We start from the raw sequence: 22,638 nt of genomic DNA, 5'->3' as shown, positions 1-22,638 counted from the left end.
GAACGCGAGAGCATTCTGGGAGGTACGTACATGTCCGGGACGCCCACGGCCGCCGCGGCACGCCGTCGGGACGCCGGGGCCGGTGCCAACCGCTGGGTCGTCCTCGTCGTCCTCTGCGTCAGCCTGCTGCTCGTCGCCGTCGACGCCACCGTGCTGCACGTGGCGGTGCCCGCGGTCACCGAGGACATCAAGCCGAGCGCCATGGAGCTGCTCTGGATCGTCGATGTCTACCCGCTGGTCTGCGCCTCGCTGCTGATCCTCTTCGGCACGCTCGGCGACCGGGTCGGCCGCAGACGGATCCTCCTCCTCGGCTACGCCCTCTTCGGCATCGCCTCCGCCCTCGCCGCCTTCGCGGACAGCCCCCATGTGCTGATCGCGGCCCGTGCCCTGCTCGGCGTCGGCGGCGCGATGATCATGCCCGCGACGCTGTCGATCCTCCGTCAGGTCTTCCCCGACCGCCGTGAACGGGCGCTCGCCATCGGCATCTGGAGCGCGGTCGCCGCCGTGGGCGCGGCCGTCGGACCCCTCCTCGGCGGGTTCCTCCTCGAACACTTCTGGTGGGGCGCGGTCTTCCTCGTCAACATCCCGCTGATGCTGGTCAGCCTGCCCGTCGGACGGCTGCTGCTGCCCGAGTCGACGGGCGAGCGCGACGGCCCCTGGGACGTGGTCGGCGCCCTGATGGCCGCGGTCGGTCTCTTCGGCGTCGTCCTCGGCGTCAAGCGGCTCGGTGGCGGCCACCCGCCCTTCGACCCGGGCACCGCGCTCGCCCTCCTCGTCGGCGCCGCCCTGCTGGCCGCGTTCGTACGACGGCAGCGGCGCCGGACCCATCCGCTGGTCGACCTGCGGATGTTCGCGCGCCCCGCGTTCAGCACCTCCGTCGGCTGCATCGTCCTCGCGATGCTCGCGCTGGTGGGGCTCGAACTGATCGCCGCGCAGTATCTGCAACTGGTCCTCGGCCTCTCTCCGCTGGAGACGGGCCTGCGGCTGCTGCCGCTGACCGTCGCCGCGATGGCCGCCGGGCTCGTCGGCTCCCACATGCTGCACCGCGTCGGGCCGCGCCGCATGGTCTCCGCCGGCTTCTGCCTCACCGCCTTCGCGGTCGTCCTGCTGACCGCGATGGGACGCCACGACAACGCGGGGCTGCTGCTCGCCGGGTTCGTGCTGCTGGGCTTCGGCCTGGAGACGACCCTGTTCGGGGCGTACGAGTCGATGCTCAGCGAGGCGCCCGCGTCGTCGGCGGGCGGGGCGGCCGCGATCGGCGAGACCTCCTACCAGCTGGGCGCCGGCATCGGGATCGCGCTCCTCGGCAGTGTGATGAACGCGGCGTACGCGCCCGGGCTGTCCTCCGTGCCGGGGGTGCCTTCGTCGGCGTCCGCTGCCGCCGGGCACTCGCTGGGGGAGGCGTACGAGGTCGCGGACCGGCTGGGCGGGTCCTCCGGGGAGGCGCTGCGGCATGCCGCCCGGGACTCGTTCGTTCATGGCCTGCATGTGACGCTGCTGGTGAGCGCGGCGCTGCTGGTGCTCGGTGCGGTGATGGCGTTGCGGTTGCCTCGGGGGATGGAGTGCGAGGGCTCCGCGGAGGTCCCGGGGCCTCGGGAGGCCTCGGGTACGCCGGTGCGGGCCGAGTCGGTGCGCTGAACCGAGGCCGGGCCCGTGAGGGGCGCGGGAAACCGGGCCGGCCACGGACGGCCCGCAGCTGAGGGTGGCGGAGAGTGGGTACGGTGGTTAGCGTCGCTAGTTTTTATGAGCCGGAGGTGCACCCATGAGCTTCGCCCCCGCCGATCTCCTCGGCCTCGACGATCTGCTCGACCCCGAGGATCTCGCCGTGCGGGAGACCGTGCGGACCTGGGCGGCGGACCGGGTGATGCCGTACGTCGCCGAGTGGTACGAACGCGGGGAGGTGCCCGCGATCCGGGAGCTGGCGCGGGAGTTGGGGACCATCGGGGCCCTCGGGATGTCGCTCCAGGGGTACGGGTGCGCGGGGGCCAGCGCCGTGCAGTACGGGCTCGCCTGTCTGGAGCTGGAGGCAGCGGACTCGGGCATCCGGTCGCTCGTCTCCGTGCAGGGGTCGCTCGCGATGTACGCCATCCACCGGTTCGGCAGCGAGGAGCAGAAGCAGACCTGGCTGCCGCGCATGGCCTCCGGTGAGGTGATCGGCTGCTTCGGTCTCACCGAGCCCGACCACGGGTCCGACCCCGCGTCGATGCGTACGTACGCCAAGCGGGACGGTGGCGACTGGGTGCTCGACGGGCGGAAGATGTGGATCACCAACGGGTCCGTCGCCGGGGTCGCCGTCGTCTGGGCGCAGACCGACGACGGCATCCGGGGATTCGTCGTACCGACGGACACCGCCGGTTTCTCCGCGCCGGAGATCAAGCACAAGTGGTCCCTGCGCGCCTCCGTCACCAGTGAACTCATCCTGGACGACGTGCGGTTGCCCGCCGACGCCGTACTGCCGGACGTCACGGGGCTGAAAGGCCCGCTGAGTTGTCTCTCGCACGCCCGCTACGGAATCGTGTGGGGCTCGATGGGCGCCGCGCGCGCCTGTTTCGAGTCGGCCGTCGAATACGCGAAGACGCGGGAGCAGTTCGGGAAGCCGATCGGGGCGTTCCAGCTCACCCAGGCCAAACTCGCCGACATGGCGGTCGAGTTGCACAAGGGGATTCTGCTCGCCCACCATCTGGGGCGGCGGATGGACGCGGGACGGCTCCGTCCCGAGCAGATCAGCTTCGGCAAGCTGAACAACGTGCGTGAGGCGATCGAGATCTGCCGTACCGCCCGCACGATTCTCGGCGCGAACGGGATCTCTTTGGAGTACCCGGTGATGCGGCACGCGACGAACCTGGAGTCCGTGCTCACCTACGAGGGCACCGTCGAGATGCACCAACTCGTGCTGGGCAAGGCGCTCACCGGTCTTGACGCCTTCCGGTGAGCCGCGCCGGGTGACCCGGACACCGAAAGGACGGGCCGGCGAGCGGCCCTGCCTCAGCTCTGGTTGAAGAAGCCGTCCACCGGGCGGCTCGCGACCTCGCCGCTGACGATCTCGGTGTCGGCGGGGGTCAGCAGGAACACACGGTTCGACACGCGCTCGATCGAACCGCGCAGACCGAAGATCAGACCGGCCGCGAAGTCGACGACACGCTTGGCGTCGGCGGGCTCCATGTTCGTGAGGTTCATGATGACCGGGACGCCGTCCCGGAAGAGCTCGCCGATGTGCCGGGCGTCACGGAAGCTGTCCGGCGTGACCGTGCCGATCCGGCGGCCGTGCTCCTGCGCCGACTCGGAAGCGACCTTGACACGAGGGTCGGTGACCCATGCCTCGCCGGTGCCGGACTCCCGCTCATCGGCGTAGTCGTCGTCGTAGTAACGCTCGTCATCGTTGTCGTCGACGAGGCCAAGCCAGGCACTCGCCTTGCGCACCGATCCCATGGACGCCTCCTCTCGCAGCGGTCTTTCGTGCTTTCCGCATCCCTATCGTCGTCCATGATGCGGATGTCTCGCCAAGTGGATAGACGCCGCACGGGGGTTTCGTGACGGTACTGGTGCAGAACGAATTCGTCGAGAGTCCATGTGCCCCAAGGGCTTCGCTGTACACACCTGCTGACTGGGAGTGAAATAATATTGTTCACGGCGTTTGGGTGAGTCCTGCTGCGTCCGGGTGAACGTTCCGGCGGCTACGATGCGGCCACGCCGAGGGGCGTGCGGAGGCATCGGGAGACACGGGGGAGTGTCGTGTTCGGAATGGTGAGGCCCTGTAGCCATCGGCTGGGCGAGGGGCTGCGGACGCAATGGATGGCGCATCTGTGCGGGCTCTGTCTCGCACTGCGCGGTGATCACGGGCAGTTCGCCCGGATCGTCACCAATTATGACGGCTTGCTGGTCTCAGTTCTGACGGAGGCTCAGGCCGAGCGCACCACCGACTGGCGGCGCACCGCCGGGCCCTGTCCGCTGCGCGGGATGCGCACCGCCTCCGTCGCACAGGGTGAGGGCGCGCGGCTCGCCGCCGCCGTCTCCCTGGTGCTCGCCTCGGCCAAGGTGCGTGACCATGTCGCCGATGGGGATGGACTGCTCGCGCGCAAGCCGGTGGCGCACGCCGCGCGCCGGATCGCGACGAACTGGGGGCGCGCGGGGGCGCGTACGGGATCGGACATCGGGTTCGACACGGCGGTGCTGGTCGACGCTGTGGACCGACAGCTCGGCATCGAGGCGCTCGCCGGTCCCGGCACCCCGCTGCTGACCGTCACCGAACCGACCGAGACGGCGACCGCCGCGGCGTTCGCGCACACGGCGATCCTGGCCGGACGACCGGGCAACGCCGAACCGCTCGCCGAGGCCGGACGCCTCTTCGGGCGGCTCGCCCATCTGCTGGACGCGGTGGAGGACCGGGCCGCCGACGCCGCCGGCGGCGCGTGGAACCCGCTGACCGCCACGGGCACCTCCCTGACCGAGGCCCGGCGGCTCGCCGACGACGCGCTGCACGGCATCCGCCTCGCCCTGCGCGAGGCCGAGTTCGTGGACGGCAAGCTGGCCCATCTGCTCCTCGTTCACGAACTGCGCAGGTCGGTGGACCGCGCGTTCGGGGCCGTGCCGGTGTGCTCGGCGCATCAGCAGGGCGGCCCGCATCAGCAGGGCGGGCCGTATCAGCAGGGCGGTCCGCAGGTGCCGGGGAATCCGTACGCGGGCGGCGCCGGTGACCCCTATATCGGAGGCGGGGGGAATCCGTACGCCGGCGGGGGCGGCAATCCGTTCGGTGGTGGTGGCGCGGGCTACGGCGGTGGCGGGGGTGGTGGTTTCGGTGGAGGGCCGGCGCCGCAGCCGCCGCGGCGGCGGGGGTTCTGGGCGGGATGCGGGATGTTCATGCTGCTGTGCTGCACCTGTCAGATGTGTTGTGCGAAGGAGTACGAAGGTCCCTGGTCCCGGAAGAAGCGCGAGGGCATCTGCCGGGACTGCGACTGCTGTGACGCGTGCGAGTGCTGCGGCTGCGACTGCTGAGAGCGCGGCCGCGCGGGACCGGGAGAACAGGGGAGCGCGAGGGGAGGGCGCTGTGTGAAGGCCGGGGGAAAACGCGAACGGCGCCCCGCGGAACCGGGGCGCGCAGTGGGATCGGCTCAGCTCAACAGGAGGAGGACCACACTCGACCGAAGTCGATGTGGGAGCGCTTGACCAGCCACTGCTGCGGATGCATGGACCAAGTGGAACAGGCATCCGAATGCGCGTCAACCGGCTTGAGACGCGACGCTCATAGTTCGGACAACCTTGACAGCGAGGGGAACAACGGCCGTAGTCTCGGCGCAGACCGCTGCTGAGGGGCTCGGTCGTCCGCGTCCGACTCGACCGGACGCGCTCGTGTGAAGGCACCCGTGTTCGACTCGGACATCACGGAGCCTTTCGCATGCCGTCTGCCTCTTTCTCCCACCTCTCCCTGCCCTCCTCACGCCCGTCCCTGGTGATCGTCGGGGCCGGGCCGCGCGGCACCGGCCTGATCGAACGGATCGCCGCCAACGCCGGTGCGCTCCACCCGGGCGCCGGGTTCGACATCCATCTCGTCGACCCCCATCCGCCGGGCGCCGGGCGCATCTGGCGGGCGGAGCAGTCGCCGCTGCTGTGGATGAACTCGCAGGCCGAGGACGTCACCATGTTCACCGACGAGACGGTGCAGATGGAGGGTCCCGTACGGGAGGGGCCCACCCTGCACGAGTGGGCGGGCCTCGACGGGCGGGTCTTCCCGGACCGGCGGATCCAGGGCGAGTATCTGCGCTGGGTGCACGGCCGCGCGGTGGCCGACCTGCCCGAGGGGGTCACCGTCCGTCATCATCCGCGGCGGGCGCTCCGGGTGACCGGTCCGCCCGAAGGGCGCCAGCATGTGTGGCTGGAGGGGCGGGCCCGTCCGCTGCCCGCGGACCTCGTGGTCCTCGCGCTCGGCCATCTGGACGCCGAACTCGACGACGAGCAGCGGGAGTTGGCCGCCTACGCCCGGGCCCACGGGCTCATCCATCTGCCGCCCGACTTCACGGCCGACAGCGACCTGTCGTCGCTGGCGCCCGGGGAACCGGTGCTCGTGCGGGGCTTCGGCCTCGCGTTCGTCGACCTCATGGTGCTGCTGACGGAGGGGCGCGGCGGGCGCTACGAGGGGGAGGCCGACGGGGAGTTGACGTACCACCCCTCGGGACGGGAGCCCGTGCTGTACGTCGGGTCGCGACGCGGGGTGCCGTACCACTCGAAGATCGGGTACGACCTGGAGGGCGAACGGCCGCCGCTGCCCCGGTTCTTCGGGCCGGCCGAGGTCGACGCCGTGCTGGAGCGGACGGGCCGGGCCGGGCGGGTGGACTTCCGGCGCGACGTGTGGCCGGCGGTGGAGAAGGAGCTGGGGTTCGCGCACTACCACCGGCTGTTCCGGGCCCATCCCGAGCGGACGGCCATGGACTGGGCGGACTTCGAGGAGAAGTACGCGGCCGCGGACGCGGGGGAGCGGGCGGTGCTGGTGGCCTCGGCGGTGCCGGACGCGGCCGACCGGCTGGACCTGGCCGCGCTGGACCGCCCGTTGGCGGGGGTGCGGTACGGGTCGTTCGAGGAGCTCCAGGACGGTCTGCGCGGCTATGTCGAGGCCGATCTGGCACGCCGCCACGATCCTTCGTTCAGCCCGGACCTGGGTGTCTTCTTCGGACTGCTCTCCGTCTACGGGCAGTTGATCCGGCTCGGTGACGTCGGGCCGTGGTGGCACGGGTTCTTCAGCTACCTGGCCTCCGGACCGCCCGGGCCCCGGCTGCGGCAGATGCTCGCGCTGTCGCGGGCCGGTGTCCTGAACTTCGTCGGGGCGGACATGGCGGTGGCCGCCGTGGACGGGGTCTTCCGTGCCTCCGGTGCCACCGTGCCCGGTGGGTCGGTCGAGGCGAGAACGCTGGTCGAGGCACGGCTGCCGGAGCCGACGGTCGCGCGGGTGCGGGACGGGTTGCTGCGCGAGCTGTACGAGGACGGGGGTGTCGTCGAGACGGCGGAGGGGCTGGTCGCCGTCGACCCGCGGGACGGGCGCGTCCTGGACCGGGCCGGGCGCCCGCACCCCAGACGCTTCGCCCTCGGCCCCTACACGAACGGCCGTACGCCGGGCGCGTTCACCCGGCCGCGTACCGGAGGGCCCGCCTTCCGCCAGAACGACGCCACGGCCCGGGCCGTACTGGCGTTCCTGCGCGACCTCGGGCAGCGCGCGGCCGCGTGAGGACCGGCCGAGGGGGGCTCTGCGGTCGTTGAGGGTTTCGCAGTTTCTGCGCGGTTTCTATGTCTGTGGTCGGAATGGAGAGAGGTCGGTCGGTATGGGGTCGTCGTACGGTCGGGGGCGGTTGCACCTGGCCGCAGCCATCGATCAGCGGGCGGAGGGCGACGCGGAGGTGTGTGTCGAGCTCGCCCGGCTCGCGGAGCGCGGGGCACTGGATTTCGTGACGGTCGGGGACGCGTTCGCGCGGCCGGGGCCGGACGCGCTGGCGGTGTCGGCGCGAGTGGCGCCGGAGACGGGGCGGGTCGGGCTCGTGCCGGTGGTGACGGCGACTCCCGACGAGCCGTGCCGGGTGCGGGCGGCCGTGGCGACGCTCGACCGGGTCAGCCGGGGCCGGGCCGGGTGGTGGCTCGGGGCGCCGGGCCCGGAGGAGGGGACGGTGCCGGTGAGGGCGCGTCACGTCGAGTCCGTGGGTGCGGGGGATGCCGAGGGTGCCTGGCTCCCCGCCCAGGAGGCCCCGGTGGTGACCCGGCCGCAGCAGGGGCACCCCGTGCGCGTCGTCGACGCGACCGAGGGGGAGAGCCGTGGGATCGCCGCCCGGTGCGCGGACGTGGCACTCCTGCGGGTCGCCGACCCGGACCACGCCGACGCCGTACGGACGGAGCTGCGGGACGGGGCGGCCGGGGCCGGACGGGACCCCGACGAGCTGCGGGTCCTGGTGAGCCTGCGCGTGGACCTCGGCGGTGGGGAGTACGCGGCCGAGCCGGGCCACGGCGGGGGAGGGCCGCGCCGGACCGCCGACGGCCCGCTCTACCGGGGCGGCCCCGTCGCCCTCGCCGAGCTGATCGCCGACTGGCACCGGGCCGGGGCCACGGACGGCTTCCATCTCGTCCCCGTCGAACCGCGCCGTGACCTGGAGCGACTCGTCAACGGGACGGTGGCGCTGCTCCAGCACCGCGGGCTGTTCCGCACCTTCTATCCGGGCAGCACGCTCCGCGAGCACCTGGGCCTGGGGCCCGCCGAGCAGCACGTCGTGACCAAAGGAGGGGGATGACCGACCGCCGAACGGGCCCGGCTCGGCAAGTACGGCCATGCTCAAGGCGGTCCATGACCCCGGGTGGCGGAACCGAACGGCTGAACGGCCCAATGCATCACTTCCGGACACCCCCGGGCGGTGGACCCGGGTACTCCGACCGGGCGCCTCGGGCGGTGGCCTCCACCGCGGCCGACGATAGTGGTGATCGACGCTTCCGGGCCCTGCGGCCTGCTCCGACGCCCCGTCAGCCGATCCCTCCGGGAGCCGACAAGGATTCACACAGAACCCGCACATATGGCCTGGTGGGGTCAACCGGCATGGAGGGCGGGCCGGTTGGGTTCCGAGAGGCCGAAAGGCACCCTTGCGTGGGTCGGCGGTACGGCCGAATACTTCCCCCCAGCGCCTTGTCAGGGGCACGGCGTGTCCGGAATCCGGACCGATGCCCCTGATCTGCGCCTCACGGGCCCCGACCCCACGCGGGCCCCCGACTTCCCTTTGGAGGGAACGAACAGTGAGGATCAAGCGCACCACCCCCCGCAGCGGCATAGCGAGACGGACCCGGCTGATCGCCGTGACCGCCGGACTCGCGGCCGCGGCCGCCGTCACGGTCCCCACCGCCAACGCGGCAGGCACCCAGACGTTCAGCGCCTCCGAGCTCAAGAGCGCCAGCTCATCGGTGCTCAAGGCCGATATCCCGGGCACCGCCTGGGCGATCGACCCGGCGACGGACAAGGTCGTCGTCACCATCGACAGCACCGTCTCCCAGGGCGAACTGGCGCGGATCAAGGAGGCGGCGGGCGAGAACGCCGACGCCCTCACGATCAAGCGGACCCCGGGCAAGTTCAACAAGCTGATCAAGGGCGGCGACGCCATCTATGCGAGTAGCTGGCGCTGTTCGCTGGGCTTCAACGTCCGCAGCGGGAGCACGTACTACTTCGTGACCGCCGGTCACTGCACCGACGGCGCGGGCACCTGGTACTCCAACTCCGGCCGCACCACGGTCCTCGGCCCGACCGCCGGGTCGAGCTTCCCGACCAACGACTACGGCCTCGTCCGCTACAGCAACACGTCCATCGCCAAGGACGGCACCGCGGGCAGCGTGGACATCACCAGTGCGGCCACCCCGAGCGTGGGCACCAACGTGATCCGCACCGGCTCCACCACCGGTACCCGCACCGGACGCGTGACCGCTCTCAACGCGACCGTGAACTACGGTGGCGGCGACATCGTCTACGGCATGATCCAGACCACGGTCTGCGCCGAGCCCGGCGACTCCGGCGGTCCGCTCTACGGCAGCAACGGCGTGGCGTACGGTCTCACCTCCGGCGGCAGCGGCAACTGCACCTCCGGTGGCACGACCTTCTTCCAGCCGGTCACCGAGGCCCTGAGCGCGTACGGCGTCTCGGTCTACTAGGTCGGCGGATCGACAGGCCGACAGGTAGGCAGGTCGACAGACCGACAGGTCGAGTGGGAGCCGGCGCACTTCCCCCCGGCGCCGACTCCCCACCCGGCCGCGGCCGACAGCAGGCGGCAGCAGGCGAGCCCCCGCACACATCGTGTGCGGGGGCTCGCCCTCGTTCCGGGGCGGGGTTACCGTCGACCTGTACTCCCTCTCGTACGCCCACGTCGGACCCTGGGGGGCCGTGATGGTCGAGGAGCTGGTGACGGCGGGGGTGGCCCTCGCGTCCTTCGGCACGGTCTACGTGATGTCGGCGGCCCGGGTCGTGAAGCAGTACGAGCGGGGGGTGGTCTTCCGGCTCGGCCGGCTGAAGCCGCAGGTGCGGGGGCCCGGTTTCACGATGATCGTGCCGTTCGTCGACCGGCTCCAGAAGGTCAACATGCAGATCGTCACGATGCCGGTGCCCGCGCAGGAGGGCATCACCCGGGACAACGTCACCGTACGCGTCGACGCCGTCGTCTACTTCAAGGTGACCTCGGCGGCGGACGCGATCGTGCGGGTGGAGGACTACCGGTTCGCCGTCTCCCAGATGGCCCAGACCTCGCTGCGGTCCATCATCGGCAAGAGCGAGCTGGACGATCTGCTCGCCGACCGGGAGAAGCTCAACCAGGGGCTGGAGCTGATGATCGACAGCCCGGCGGTGGAGTGGGGCGTCACCATCGACCGGGTCGAGATCAAGGACGTCTCGCTGCCCGAGACCATGAAGCGGTCCATGGCGCGGCAGGCCGAGGCCGACCGGGAGCGCCGGGCGCGGGTCATCAACGCGGACGCGGAGTTGCAGGCGTCGAAGAAGCTCGCGGAGGCGGCCAAGGAGATGTCCGAGCAGCCTGCCGCGCTGCAACTGCGGCTGTTGCAGACGGTGGTGGCGGTGGCGGCGGAGAAGAACTCCACGCTGGTGCTGCCGTTCCCGGTGGAACTGCTGCGGTTTCTGGAACGGGCGCAGCAGGGGGCTCCGCCGGGGAGCGGGGCGTCTTAGTCGGTGGAGCTGGTGGTTCGTCTGCGGGCCGGTGGGGGCTGGTGGTTCGTCCGCGGGCCGGTGGGGGCTGGTCGCGCAGTTCCCCGCGCCCCTGAAAGCCTCAGGCCCCTGCGGGCCCGAAGGACCACGGCCCTGCGGGCCTGAAAAGCACGGGCGCAGCCCCGGCTTTTCAGGGGCGCGGGGAACTGCGCGAGAAGCCCCACCGGACCCGCGGCTGGGGGAGGGACGGGTAGGGGCGGCGGGGGCGAACGCGCGCGCCAAGAATCGATGCGGAAGCAACTCCCATCCCGCGAGACCCGTTTGGTTCCGGACCTCCGATGGGTGAATTTCGGACAGGACTAGACCTCACCCGTTGCTGAGGAAACCGTTGCTTCTCGTGTTTGCAGTGTGAACAAGCGTGGTCGAGAGGTGGGGCGTTACCGGACGGTAATGACATAGGGGGCGTGCGCCCTCGTCGTGCGTCAGGCCTGAAGTCGACCTTGTGTGCCCCCCGTGCGCCTAGGAATAGTTGTCGCCGCACAGTTGGCATGGACGCGGCGTTTTTACCGTCTGTCGCCTCCCTGCCCGTACACCTTCCGGTCGAAAGGGGCCCCCACGCCCCTCTTGACCAACCCCCCACAGGAGGACGCGAGTTGAAGCACCGACGCATACCCAGGCGCCGTGCCGTCATGACGGGTGCGGGTATCGCCGCACTGGTCGCCGCGGGAGTGACCTTCCAGACTGCGAATGCGAGTGAGACCGCGCCGGCCCCCGCGCCGAAAGCGCTCTCCATCACGGCGGCCGGAAAGCTCGCCCTGACCCTCGACGCGGACCTCGGCGCCGACGCGGCGGGAACGTACTACGACGCGAAGAGCAAGCTCCTCGTCGTCAACGTGCTCGACCAGGCCGCCGCCGAGACCGTCGAGGCGGCCGGCGCCAAGGCCCGCATCGTGGAGAACTCCCTCGCCGAGCTGAAGAGCGCCCGGACGACCCTCAAGGCGGACGCCACCATCCCCGGTACCGCCTGGGCCACCGACCCGACCACCAACAAGGTCGTCGTCACCGCCGACCGCACCGTCTCCGAGGCCGAGCTGGCGAGACTCACGAAGGTCGTGGACGGCCTCGGGGCCAAGGCCGAACTCAAGCGCACCAAGGGCGAGTACAAGCCCTTCGTCGCGGGCGGCGACGCCATCACCGGCGGCAGCGGCCGGTGCTCCCTCGGCTTCAACGTGGTCAAGGGCGGCGAGCCGTTCTTCCTGACGGCCGGTCACTGCACCGAGGGCATCTCCACCTGGTCGGCCGGCGGCCAGGTCATCGGCGAGAACGCCGACTCCAGCTTCCCCGGCGACGACTACGGCCTGGTGAAGTACACCGCCGACGTCGACCACCCGAGCGAGGTCAACCTCTACAACGGCTCCACGCAGGCCATCTCCGGGGCCGCCGAGGCGACCGTGGGCATGAAGGTCACCCGCAGCGGTTCGACCACCCAGGTCCACAGCGGCACGGTCACCGGCCTCGACGCCACCGTGAACTACGGCAACGGCGACATCGTCAACGGCCTCGTCCAGACCGATGTCTGCGCCGAGCCGGGCGACAGCGGCGGCTCGCTCTTCTCGGGCGACAAGGCCATCGGCCTCACCTCCGGCGGCAGCGGCGACTGCACCTCGGGCGGCGAGACGTTCTTCCAGCCCGTCACCGAGGCGCTGTCGGCGACCGGCACGCAGATCGGCTGACAGCCGGTCAGCCGGTCAGCCGGTCAGCCGGCCGGCCGCTCGGATGCCGGCCGGTCCGTCGGCTTCGTCCTCAGGGCCGCCATCACCACGGTGATGGCGGCCCCCGCCGCTGCCCAGGCGGAGAGCACCAGCAGGGGGCCGGTGGTGTCGTTGCCCTCGAAGTAGGCGATGGAGCGGGCCACCCAGACGCCCGCGCCCGGGGGCAGTGCCGGGCCGATCGCCGCCCAGAACGGCGGGAGCAGCGGCGGCGGCAGCGCGCCGCCCGCGCTCGGGTTGCCCGCGATCACCACCAGCAGGACGGCCACGCCGATGCCGGCGATCCCGAAGACGCACTGGAGCGCCAGCGTGGCCGCGCCGACCGCGAAGACCACCAGGGCCCCCAGCCCCCACAGCGCCGCCAGGCTCCCCGGCAGGGCGCCGAGGACGGGCCCGGCGATGACCGCGCCGCCGAGTCCGCCGAGGACCGAGAACAGCGCGAGGGCGCCGAGGCGGATGATCCCGCGCCGGATGTCGGTGGGCCGTGCGCCCGCGCTCACCGCCAGCGCCGAGGCGCACAGATAGCCGCCCACGCACCAGCCCACGACCAGATAGAAGGACGTGAGCCCGTTGGCGTCCCCGACGTCGGCCGGGGCCACGTCCACCGTCCGCACCGTGCGGCCCTCGGACCGCTCCAGCGCGGTGACGAGGGCGGCCAGCGCGTTGGCCAGGGTGCGTCCGCCGCCGGAGGCGACCAGCAGGGTGTCGGTGGTGCCGGCCGGGTCGATCAGCAGGGCGCCGTCGATCTCCCGGTCCAGGATCCGCTCACGTGCCGCCGCCCGGTCGGCCACCGTCCGCGGGTCCAGCGGCTCGCCCGGCAGCCGCTCCAGCCGGGTCACCGCCTGCTCGGCCGCCGCCCGGGGCGCGACCACCCCGAACGGCACGTCCCTGAGCTTCGGATTGTGCAGCGCCCCCACGTACGAGGCGATGAAGAGCAGCTGCAGGGCGAGCACCCCGACGACGAGCAGGACGGCCCGCGGGGTGACCGCGTCCTTGAGCTCGTCGAGGAAGGACCTGGGGGCGGGCTCGGCCGTCTGTGTCATGTCCCCACGGTCGGAGGCGAGGGGCGTTTGCGCAGGTGGGGCGGGGCCGAATGGTTGTCGTACAGAAGTTCGAAAAGTGGTCTATGGTGGAGGCGAGGGGGCTGTGAACTGATGTTCGAGCCGAGTGGCTGATCGAGTGGCTGGGCGACTGGTGGATCGAGTGCGGGAGGTGCGTGTGCCGGGGTTCACGCATCTGCACACCGTCTCCGGGTTCTCCCTGCGGTACGGCGCCTCGCACCCGGAGCGGCTGGCCGAGCGCGCCTCCGAACGGGGCATGGACGCCCTCGCGCTCACCGACCGGGACACCCTCGCGGGCGCCGTCCGGTTCGCCAAGGCGTGCGCCCGGGCCGGGGTCCGCCCGCTGTTCGGGGTGGAACTGGCAGTGGGGGCGCCCGCGCCTTCCGTGCGGCAGGCGCGGCGGCGTGCCCCCGTGCGCGGCGGCGCCTTCCTCGACGAGTCGACCCCTCGGGTGACGTTCCTCGCCCGGGAGGGCGCCAAGGGCTGGGCCGAGTTGTGCAGAATCGTTTCAGCGGCGCATGCGGGCGGCGGCCCGGAGGGGAGCGGGAGCGAGGTGCCACCGCTGCTGCCCTGGGCGGAGTGTGCCGCCGAGGGCCTGACCGTGCTTCTCGGCCCCGCCTCCGACGTGGGGCGCGCGCTGGCCGCCGGGCGTCCCGACCGCGCCGCGAGACTCCTCGGGCCCTGGCGGGAGAGGTACGGCGACGCCCTGCGCCTCGAAGCGGTGTGGCACGGCCGCGAGGGCACCGGCCCCGGTTCGCTGCGGCTGGCCGCCCGGACCGTCGGCTTCGCCGCCGAGCAGCGGATACGGCCCGTGCTCAGCAACGCCGTCCGGTACGCCGACCCCGGCATGGGCCCGGTCGCCGACGTCCTGGACGCGGCCCGGCGGCTCGTCCCCGTCGACCCCCGGGGGGAGCTGGACTCCGGCGAGGCCTGGCTCAAGGGCGCGGACGCCATGCTGGGCGTCGCCGAGCGGGTCGTCGAGGCCGCCGGGTACCGCCGGGACACCGCGTACCGGCTGCTGGAGCAGACCCGGGCGACGGCCGCCGAGTGCCTGGTCGACCCGGAGGACGACCTCGGCCTCGGCACCGTCCACTTCCCCGAGCCGCGTCTCGTCGGCGCGGGCCGTCGCACCGCCCAGCGGGTGCTGGCCTCGCGGGCGGCGGCCGGGATGATGCGGCACGGCTACGGCACCCGGCGGGCGTACTGGGAACGGATGCACCGGGAGCTGGACGTGATCGCCCACCACGGCTTCGCCTCCTACTTCCTGACGGTCGCTCAGGTCGTCGACGACGTACGGAAGATGGGGATCCGGGTCGCCGCGCGCGGTTCCGGCGCCGGTTCCCTGGTGAACCACCTCCTGGACATCGCGCACGCCGATCCCGTCGAACACGGGCTGCTGATGGAGCGGTTCCTGTCCAGGCGGCGGGTCGCGCTGCCCGACATCGACATCGACGTGGAGTCCGCGCGCCGGCTGGAGGTCTACCGCGCGATCATCGGACGCTTCGGCACCGAGCGGGTCGCGACCGTCGCGATGCCCGAGACCTACCGCGTCCGCCACGCCGTCCGGGACGTGGGCGCGGCCCTCTCCCTGGACCCCGCCGACATCGACCGGATCGCCAAGTCCTTCCCGCACATCCGGGCCCGCGACGCGCGCGCGGCGCTCGAAGAACTGCCCGAACTCAGGAAACTGGCGGGGGAGAAGGAAAAGTACGGCCGACTGTGGGAGCTGGTCGAGGCGCTGGACGCGCTCCCGCGCGGGGTCGCCATGCACCCGTGCGGGGTGCTCCTGTCCGACGCGTCCCTGCTGAGCCGTACGCCGGTGATGCCGACCAGCGGCGAGGGGCTGCCCATGTCCCAGTTCGACAAGGACGACGTCGAGGACCTCGGGCTGCTGAAGCTCGATGTACTGGGCGTGCGGATGCAGTCGGCGATGGCGCACGCGGTGGCGGAGGTGGCGCGGGCGACGGGGGAGCGGGTCGACCTGGACGCGCTCGACTTCGAACGGGGCGCGGGCGATCCGGCGACGTACGAACTCATCCGTTCCACCGAGACGCTGGGCTGCTTCCAGATCGAGTCGCCGGGCCAGCGGGACCTGGTGGGGCGGCTCCAGCCGGCCACCTTCCACGACCTCGTGGTGGACATCTCGCTGTTCCGGCCGGGGCCCGTCGCCGCCGACATGGTGCGGCCGTTCATCGAGGCCCGGCACGGGCGGGCGCCGGTCCGCTACCCGCACGAGGATCTGGCGGAGCCGCTGCGGGAGACGTACGGCGTGGTCGTCTTCCACGAGCAGGTCATCGACATCGTGCACCTCATGACCGGCTGCGGCCGGGACGAGGCCGACCGGGTGCGGCGCGGGCTGTCCGACCCCGAGTCGCAGGGGCGCATCCGGGTCTGGTTCGCGCAGCACGCGGCCGCGAAGGGGTACGACGCCGAGACGATCCGGCGGACCTGGGAGATCGTCGAGGCCTTCGGGTCGTACGGCTTCTGCAAGGCGCACGCGGTGGCCTTCGCGGTGCCGACGTACCAGTCGGCGTGGCTGAAGGCGCATCATCCGGCGGCCTTCTACGCCGGGCTGCTCACGCACGATCCCGGGATGTACCCCAAGCGGCTGCTGTTGGCGGACGCGCGGCGGCGTGGGGTGCCGATCCTGCCGGTGGACGTGAACCGGTCCGCGGTCGCCCACCGTATCGAACTGGTGTCTGAATCAAAGGGGTCGGGGAAGGCGAGGAAGGCAAGGGGACCGAGGGGGTCGGGGGAGGAGAAGGCATGGGGGATCCGGCTCGCGCTCTCCGATGTGCACGGCATCAGCGAGGCCGAGGCGGCGCGGATCGCGGACGGGCAGCCGTACGCCTCGCTGCTGGACTTCTGGGAGCGGGCGCGGCCGAGCCGGCCGCTGGCGCAGAGGCTCGCCCAGGTCGGCGCGTTGGACGCGTTCGGCGCCAACCGGCGTGATCTGCAACTGCACCTGACCGAGCTGCACCGGGCCGGCCGGGGCGCGGGCGGCGGTCAGCTCCCGTTGTCCGGCGGGCGGCGGACCGCCTCGGCGGGGCTGCCGGACCTGTCCTCCGCCGAACGGCTCAGCGCCGAGCTGGGCGTGCTGTCGATGGACGTCTCGCGCAATCTGATGGACGACCACCGGGCCTTCCTCGACGAGCTGGGCGTGGTGTCGGCCCGGCGGCTGCGCGAGGCGCGGCACGGGGAGACGGTGCTGGTCGCGGGGGCCAAGGCGGCGACCCAGACCCCGCCCATCCGCTCCGGCAAGCGGGTCGTCTTCACCACCCTCGACGACGGCACCGGCCTGGTCGACCTCGCCTTCTTCGACGACTCCCACGACACCTGCGCCCACACCGTCTTCCACTCCTGGCTGCTGCTGGTGCGCGGAGTGGTGCAGCGGCGGGGGCCCCGCAGCCTCAGCGTCGTGGGCGCCGCCGCCTGGAACCTCGCCGAGCTGGTGGAGCTGCGGCGCGAGGGCGGCCTCGACGCGGTGGCACCCCGGCTGGCGGAGGCGGTGGACACCGGCGGGGGCGGGGGCGTAAGGGGCGCCGGGGGCGAGTCGGACGGCGGGCGCGGCGACGGCGCGACAGGGGACGGCGCGACAGGCGACGGCGGAGGGCGGCGCGGTGACACCGGGCGGCGGATCCGGATGCCCACCGGATACGAGATGCATCCATGGGCCGATCTCAGGCCCGCGGGCGAAGAGCCCTCACAAGGTCCTTCTCAGATGCGGAAGTTGTGGCACCAGAGCCCAGGGAGTGCGGGATGACCATCCTCTGCGTACGTTTCCAGCTGCCGTCGGGGTACGAGGCCGCCCTGCCCGGTCTCCTCGGCCTGGTCGAGGACTTCACCCCGGTCGTGGAGGCGCTGCCGCCGGACGGCGCGCTGGCCGATCTGCGGGGCGCCGAACGGTACTTCGGCCGGGACGCCGAGGAACTGGCCCGGCTGATCCGGGTCCGCGCCCTCGCGCTCTACGGCGTCGACTGTGTGATCGGCGCCGGGCCCGGACCGCTGACGGCGCGGCTGGCGCTGGGGGCGGCGGCACCCGGCTCGCCCTGCGCGGTGCCCGAGGACCTCGTCGTGGACTTCCTCGCCGAACTGCCCGTCGGCGCGCTGCCCGGCGTCGGCACCGCGACCGCCCGCACCCTGCGCGAGTACGGCCTCGAAACCCTCGGCGGGGTCGCTTGCGCGCCCCTGTCCACACTCCAGCGCCTGGTCGGCGCGCGGACCGGTCGCGACCTGCACGAGAAGGCCAACGGCGTCGACCGGGGCCGGGTCGTACCGAACGCCGTCGCGCGCTCGCTCGCCACCGAACAGACCTTCTCCCGCGACGAGTTGAACCCCGACCGGCACCGCCGCGCGCTGCTCGCCGGCGCCGAGGAGCTGGGCTCCCGACTGCGCGCCCTGGAGAAGGTCTGCCGCACCCTGACCCTCACCGTCCGCTACGCCGACCGCTCTTCGACGACCCGCACCCGCACGCTCGCGGAGCCGACCGCCCACTCCCCGGCGCTGACCGCGACCGCCTACGCCCTGTACGACGCCCTCGGCCTCCAGCGCGCCCGGGTCCGCGCGATCGCCCTGCGCGCGGAGGGCCTCACCCCCGCCGACCAGTCCTCGCACCAGCTCGCCTTCGACCCCGTCGACGAGAAGCTCCGCCGTATCGAGGAGGTCGCCGACCGGGCCCGCGCCAAGTTCGGCCCGCACGCGGTGATCCCGGGGACGCTGGCCGCGTGACACCCCGGCGGGCGATCAGTTGGCCCACGGCGGCACGATCCGCGTGCCGTCGGCCAGCTCCGCCTCCAGGCCGACGGAGGTGGTGACCCAGGAGGTGGCGACCTCGGTCGTCGGGTTCTCCACGGTGACGGTCGTGCCGGCGTTGATGATCACCGTGTCGCCCGCCGTGACGCGGTGGGTGTGGGCGTCGAGGGTGATCAGCAGTTCCCCGCCGAGGAGGTGGAAGATCTCCTCCCGGTTGACGGTGTGCGCGGGTGCCTTGGTCCCGGCGGGTATCTCGCCCCGCCAGGCGGCCAGTTCCCTGCTGCCGGTGAGCGGGGTGGCGTACGAGACGAAACGGGCACCGTGGATCTCGTGGACGACGGCTTCGGACGAACGGACGACGGGCATGGGGGCCTCCTGGGGTCTTCGAAAAGTCTTCGGGACCTCTTCGGGACGTTTTCGGGACGTCTTCGGGGTGCCTCGGGGTGTCTTCGGACGGAATAGTCAAGCAGCTTGACCACTTGCCCTATGGTCAAGCTGCTTGACCGATCCGTCAAGGGTGTTTCAATGCAGGCGTGCAGAACTCCGAGGCCCTGGCCCTGTCCGCCGCCCTGCTCGCCGCCGCCGGTGAGCTGACGCGCCGTATCGACGAGGGGGTCGCCGCCCGCGGCTTCGAGGGGCGGCCCTCGTACGGGTTCGCGTTCGCCCGGCTCGCTCCGGACGGTGCCACGGTCACGGATCTCGCCGCCCATCTCGGGGTGACCAAGCAGGCGGCCAGTCAGCTGGCCGACGAACTCGTGCGCAAGGGGTACGTGGAGCGCCGGCCGCATCCGCGGGACGCCCGCGCCCGGCTGATCGTGCTGACCGAACGCGGCTGGGCCTGCACGCGGGCGGCGGAGGAGGCGGCGGCTGAGGTGGTCGCGGCGTGGGCCGAGGTGCTCGGCGGAGAGGGTGAGGTGCGGGCGTTGCGCGACCGATTGCTGCGTATCGCGCCCTACGGTCCCATCAAGCCCGCCTGGTGACGGTTCGACGTCACGTGTCAGTGGTCCCGATCATCACTTGAAGTTTTTACTGACGCGTAACTTCCCACCTTTCCTACTCGCCCGTAACTTGGCGAAGAAGAACAGCATCCTCGTGATCCGGATCACAGGGCGAACGTCGCCGCACGTCCCTTGAGCCGCAAGGAGATCACCCGATGCTGCCCTGGAAGCGCCTGATCAGACCGCTGACCGCCCTGAGTCTCGCCGCCGCGGCGACCCTCGTGCCCGGCACCGCCGCCCACGCCGCCCACGCCGCCGACGCGGCCGCCGCGCCGAGCCGTGGCTGGAACGACTACTCCTGCGAACCCTCCAGCGCCCACCCCCGCCCCGTCGTCCTCGTCCACGGCACGTTCGCGAACTCCGTCGACAACTGGCTGGGCCTCGCGCCGTACCTCGTGAACCGCGGCTACTGCGTCTACTCCCTCGACTACGGCCAACTCCCCGGCGTGGCCTTCTTCAACGGGCTCGGCCCCATCGACAAGTCGGCCCAGCAGCTCGACGCCTTCGTCGACCGGGTGCTCGCCGCGACCGGCGCCGCCGAGGCCGACCTCGTCGGCCACTCGCAGGGCGGCATGATGCCCCGCTACTACCTCAAGTTCCTCGGCGGAGCCGCCGAGGTGAACGCGCTCGTCGGCATCGCGCCCTCCAACCACGGCACCACCCTGAACGGCCTCACCCGGCTCCTCGACACCTTCCCCGGCGCCGGCGACCTGCTCTCCACCGCCACCCCGGCCCTCGCCGACCAGGTCGTCGGATCCCCCTTCCTCACCAAGCTCAACGCGGGCGGCGACACCGTCCCCGGCGTGACCTACACCGTCCTCGCCACCCGGTACGACGAGGTCGTCACGCCGTACCGGTCCCAGTTCCTCGACGGGCCGAACGTGCGCAACATCGTCATCCAGGACCTGTGCGCGCTCGACCTCTCCGAGCACGCGGCGATCGGACTCCTCGACCGGATCGCGTTCCACGAGGTCGTCAACGCCCTCGACCCGGCCCACGCCACCCCGACGACCTGTCTCTCGGTCACCGACTGACACGTGCCGGTACGTGCCGCCGGGGCCTGTCCGGCCTGAGCCGCCCGACAGGCCCCGGAAGTCGTCAGCGGCCGGGCCGCCCACCGGCCGTCGCACGGCGGCGGGCCGCCGCGAAGAGGGGGGAGGGACCGAGCGCCAGGACGGCCGCGCCGCCGAGGGTCAGATACGGGGTCGTCGTCGACGGGACGGCCCCGGCCGCACCCGTCGCACCGACGACCAGGGCGGCGGCGGGCACGGTGGTCTCGCGGCGGGCAGCGGGCATGGCGGGGCACTCCTCGAAACGGTCCTGAACGGTTACCGGGTGGGGCCGGGACGCCGGGGGCGATCAGCGAGCTAGCCCCAGAGAACCGCAAAATCGCCTGCTGAGGGCGGGTGCGGAGGATCCTTATGGTGGCGTTAAGGAGGGGCTAACCGAGGGCTCAGGAAAACCTTTCGAGGAGCGCTCGGAGCCTCCCGAAGATCCGGTTCTTACCTCGGTGCGTGACACTGGGCCCGTTCGCAACCGCCGTACGAGAGAAGGGAACCCGCGCATGACCGCCGTACGCGGAACATCCGTGGACATCGCCACCGAGGACGGCACCGTCGACGCCTACTTCGTCCACCCCGACGACGACGCCGCGCATCCGGCGGTCCTGTTCTACATGGACGCGTTCGGGCTCCGGCCGCACCTGCGGGCGATGGCCGACCGGCTGGCCGGTGCCGGGTACACGGTCCTCGTGCCCAACGTCTTCCACCGGTCGGGGCGGACACCGGTGTTCGACCTGCCCGAGTTCATCGATCCGGCCGCGCGCCCGGAGATATGGGAGCAGATCCTGCCGGCCATGACGGCACTGACGCCGGAACTCGCGCTGCGGGACGCGGCGGCGTATCTGGGATGGCTCGCCGACAGCCCGCGGGCCGCCCAGGGGCCCGTCGGGATCACCGGGTACTGCATGGGCGCCCGGCTGGCCCTGCACACCGCCGGTGCCTTCCCCGAACGCGTCGCCGCCGCGGCCGGCTTCCACGGGGGACGGCTGGCGACCGACGCCCCGGACAGCCCGCATCTGGCGGTGCCCCGGATCACCGGCGAGGTCTACCTCGGCCACGCAGACGAGGACCCGTCCCTGCCCCCGGAGCAGATCGACCTGCTCGACAAGACGCTCACCGAGGCCGGGGTCCGCCACCGCACCGAGGTCTACGAGGGCGCCCCGCACGGCTACACCCAGGCCGACACCGCCGCATACGACGCCGAGGCGACGGAACGCCACTGGACGGCCCTGCTGGACCTGCTCGCCCGCACCCTGCGGTCGGGGGTCTGACCGGGCCCGTCCGGGCCCACGGGCCGGTACGCCCCGACGCCCGCGGTCGGGGCGTCGGGGCGGCTGTCCGGAGATCGGTGGGGTTGCTGGAGTCGGTGGACGCGCGTACGCGCTCGCGGCAGGGCGCGGTGGCTCAGCCGTCCGGCCACCAGGTGCGCGCGATGTCCTTTCGCACTTCCCGGCGCTCGACGGGGCGTTCGTCGGCCTCGTCCCGCACCCGGCGGGACGAGGACTTCCTCAGGGGCTTCTGCACGGTCGTACGGCGCATGGCTGCCTCCTTGCGTCCACCGGGTTCCGCGTTTTCACGGAGGTAGACCTTTTCCGGGAGCGTTACTCATCGTTCGTGCTCTGTCAGTGGCGGCTGTCACCATCTGGACTGTCAGTGGCAGGTGTCACTCTGGCGGCATGACCAACATCGACGACGACGAAACCTCTCCGGCCCTGCGAACACCGGGGAACCCGGCGGCAGATGACTCCCCGGGAGCCGTCGACTGGGACGCGGAAGCCCCCTCCTTCGACGACGAACCCGATCACGGCCTGCGGGAACCCGCCGTCCGGGAGGCCTGGGCGGCCCGGCTGCGGGACTGGCTGCCGACCCGCCCCTCGGACGTGCTCGACCTCGGCTGCGGCACCGGCAGCCTGTCACTCCTCGCGACCGAGCAGGGGCACCGGGTGACCGGCGTGGACTCCTCCCGGGCCATGGTCGCCCTCGCCCGCGCCAAGCTCGCCGGGCGCCCCGCCGTGTTCCTCGTCGGCGACGCGGCGGCCCCGCCCGTGGGGGAGGAGCGGTTCGACGTGCTCCTCGTCCGCCATGTGCTGTGGACCCTGCCCGACCCGGCCCGTGTGCTGCGCCACTGGTGCGCACTGCTGCGGCCCGGCGGCCGACTGGTGCTGGTCGAGGGGGTGTGGGGCACGGTCAGCCCGGTCGGCATACCCGCCGAGCGGCTCTGCGGACTGGTCGCGCCCCTCGTGTCCGACACACGGCTGGTGCGGCTGGCGGACGACCCGCTGCTGTGGGGCAGGGAGGTCGAGGACGAGCGCTACGCGGTCGTGGCCCGCCTCTGACCCC

General features: G+C 72.2%; 19 protein-coding genes. 14 read left to right on the top strand and 5 right to left on the bottom strand.

Features of this window, described 5'->3' with window-relative positions; all coding sequences use genetic code 11:
- Positions 1 to 30 precede the first annotated feature (30 nt).
- Positions 31 to 1,638 carry an MFS transporter gene (locus ACZ52C_RS20850; RefSeq protein WP_469076108.1) on the top strand — a complete coding sequence of 536 codons (1,608 nt, stop codon included), beginning with the start codon at positions 31 to 33 and terminating at the stop codon, positions 1,636 to 1,638.
- Between the two features lie 124 nt (positions 1,639 to 1,762).
- Positions 1,763 to 2,932 (top strand): acyl-CoA dehydrogenase family protein, encoded by a 1,170-nt coding sequence (locus ACZ52C_RS20845; protein WP_469076107.1) that lies wholly within the window; start codon positions 1,763 to 1,765, stop codon positions 2,930 to 2,932.
- Positions 2,933 to 2,985: 53 nt separating this feature from the next.
- Here ACZ52C_RS20845 and ACZ52C_RS20840 read toward each other — a convergent pair whose 3' ends face one another.
- Complete coding sequence (locus ACZ52C_RS20840) at positions 2,986 to 3,429, bottom strand: cell division protein SepF (RefSeq protein WP_045556976.1); 444 nt, start codon at positions 3,427 to 3,429, stop codon at positions 2,986 to 2,988.
- Between the two features lie 303 nt (positions 3,430 to 3,732).
- Here ACZ52C_RS20840 and ACZ52C_RS20835 point away from each other — a divergent pair, with 303 nt between their 5' ends.
- The 6 genes from ACZ52C_RS20835 to ACZ52C_RS20810 all read left to right on the top strand — a co-directional run bounded on the left by ACZ52C_RS20835 (position 3,733) and on the right by ACZ52C_RS20810 (position 12,390).
- Positions 3,733 to 4,992, top strand: a complete 1,260-nt coding sequence (locus ACZ52C_RS20835) for a DUF5685 family protein (protein ID WP_469076106.1) — start codon at positions 3,733 to 3,735, stop codon at positions 4,990 to 4,992.
- A gap of 400 nt (positions 4,993 to 5,392) precedes the next feature.
- The gene (locus ACZ52C_RS20830) at positions 5,393 to 7,213 is read left to right on the top strand and encodes an FAD/NAD(P)-binding protein (protein ID WP_469076105.1); all 1,821 of its coding nucleotides are present in this window, start codon (positions 5,393 to 5,395) and stop codon (positions 7,211 to 7,213) included.
- A gap of 94 nt (positions 7,214 to 7,307) precedes the next feature.
- Positions 7,308 to 8,261 (top strand): LLM class flavin-dependent oxidoreductase, encoded by a 954-nt coding sequence (locus tag ACZ52C_RS20825; protein WP_469076104.1) that lies wholly within the window; start codon positions 7,308 to 7,310, stop codon positions 8,259 to 8,261.
- 493 nt (positions 8,262 to 8,754) lie between these two features.
- On the top strand, positions 8,755 to 9,657 hold the full coding sequence (locus tag ACZ52C_RS20820) for a S1 family peptidase (RefSeq protein ID WP_469076103.1): 903 nt from the start codon (positions 8,755 to 8,757) through the stop codon (positions 9,655 to 9,657).
- A gap of 232 nt (positions 9,658 to 9,889) precedes the next feature.
- On the top strand, positions 9,890 to 10,678 hold the full coding sequence (locus ACZ52C_RS20815) for a slipin family protein (RefSeq protein ID WP_469076163.1): 789 nt from the start codon (positions 9,890 to 9,892) through the stop codon (positions 10,676 to 10,678).
- A gap of 632 nt (positions 10,679 to 11,310) precedes the next feature.
- The gene (locus tag ACZ52C_RS20810; RefSeq protein WP_469076102.1) at positions 11,311 to 12,390 is read left to right on the top strand and encodes a S1 family peptidase; all 1,080 of its coding nucleotides are present in this window, start codon (positions 11,311 to 11,313) and stop codon (positions 12,388 to 12,390) included.
- A gap of 23 nt (positions 12,391 to 12,413) precedes the next feature.
- Here the strand turns inward: ACZ52C_RS20810 and ACZ52C_RS20805 are convergent, their stop codons facing one another.
- A complete protein-coding gene (locus ACZ52C_RS20805; RefSeq protein ID WP_469076101.1) occupies positions 12,414 to 13,469 on the bottom strand; it encodes an ABC transporter permease in 1,056 nt (351 codons plus the stop codon).
- Between the two features lie 175 nt (positions 13,470 to 13,644).
- Between ACZ52C_RS20805 and ACZ52C_RS20800 the strand changes: the two genes are divergently transcribed.
- Both ACZ52C_RS20800 and ACZ52C_RS20795 read left to right on the top strand, forming a co-directional pair.
- A complete protein-coding gene (locus tag ACZ52C_RS20800; RefSeq protein ID WP_469076100.1) occupies positions 13,645 to 17,250 on the top strand; it encodes a DNA polymerase III subunit alpha in 3,606 nt (1,201 codons plus the stop codon).
- Complete coding sequence (locus ACZ52C_RS20795) at positions 17,247 to 18,215, top strand: DNA polymerase Y family protein (protein ID WP_469076099.1); 969 nt, start codon at positions 17,247 to 17,249, stop codon at positions 18,213 to 18,215. Before ACZ52C_RS20800 ends, ACZ52C_RS20795 begins: the two co-directional genes overlap by 4 nt.
- A gap of 15 nt (positions 18,216 to 18,230) precedes the next feature.
- Here ACZ52C_RS20795 and ACZ52C_RS20790 read toward each other — a convergent pair whose 3' ends face one another.
- Positions 18,231 to 18,605, bottom strand: a complete 375-nt coding sequence (locus ACZ52C_RS20790; protein ID WP_469076098.1) for a cupin domain-containing protein — start codon at positions 18,603 to 18,605, stop codon at positions 18,231 to 18,233.
- 167 nt (positions 18,606 to 18,772) lie between these two features.
- On the opposite strand from ACZ52C_RS20790, the gene ACZ52C_RS20785 reads away from it, so the two are divergent.
- Both ACZ52C_RS20785 and ACZ52C_RS20780 read left to right on the top strand, forming a co-directional pair.
- Positions 18,773 to 19,219 carry a MarR family winged helix-turn-helix transcriptional regulator gene (locus tag ACZ52C_RS20785; protein WP_469076097.1) on the top strand — a complete coding sequence of 149 codons (447 nt, stop codon included), beginning with the start codon at positions 18,773 to 18,775 and terminating at the stop codon, positions 19,217 to 19,219.
- 173 nt (positions 19,220 to 19,392) lie between these two features.
- Positions 19,393 to 20,271 (top strand): esterase/lipase family protein, encoded by an 879-nt coding sequence (locus ACZ52C_RS20780; RefSeq protein WP_469076096.1) that lies wholly within the window; start codon positions 19,393 to 19,395, stop codon positions 20,269 to 20,271.
- 64 nt (positions 20,272 to 20,335) lie between these two features.
- On the opposite strand, the gene ACZ52C_RS20775 is transcribed toward ACZ52C_RS20780, so the two are convergent.
- Positions 20,336 to 20,533, bottom strand: a complete 198-nt coding sequence (locus tag ACZ52C_RS20775; RefSeq protein ID WP_469076095.1) for a hypothetical protein — start codon at positions 20,531 to 20,533, stop codon at positions 20,336 to 20,338.
- A 268-nt stretch (positions 20,534 to 20,801) separates the two neighbouring features.
- On the opposite strand from ACZ52C_RS20775, the gene ACZ52C_RS20770 reads away from it, so the two are divergent.
- Entirely contained in the window at positions 20,802 to 21,569 is a 768-nt protein-coding gene (locus ACZ52C_RS20770; RefSeq protein WP_469076094.1) for a dienelactone hydrolase family protein, read from the top strand.
- Positions 21,570 to 21,702: 133 nt separating this feature from the next.
- Here ACZ52C_RS20770 and ACZ52C_RS20765 read toward each other — a convergent pair whose 3' ends face one another.
- Positions 21,703 to 21,837 (bottom strand): hypothetical protein, encoded by a 135-nt coding sequence (locus tag ACZ52C_RS20765; RefSeq protein WP_086785113.1) that lies wholly within the window; start codon positions 21,835 to 21,837, stop codon positions 21,703 to 21,705.
- A gap of 137 nt (positions 21,838 to 21,974) precedes the next feature.
- Between ACZ52C_RS20765 and ACZ52C_RS20760 the strand changes: the two genes are divergently transcribed.
- Complete coding sequence (locus ACZ52C_RS20760; RefSeq protein ID WP_469076093.1) at positions 21,975 to 22,634, top strand: class I SAM-dependent methyltransferase; 660 nt, start codon at positions 21,975 to 21,977, stop codon at positions 22,632 to 22,634.
- Positions 22,635 to 22,638 lie beyond the last annotated feature (4 nt).

The organism is Streptomyces sp. NPDC034049, assembly GCF_055575575.1.
This window is presented reverse-complemented; position numbering and strand designations above follow the sequence as displayed.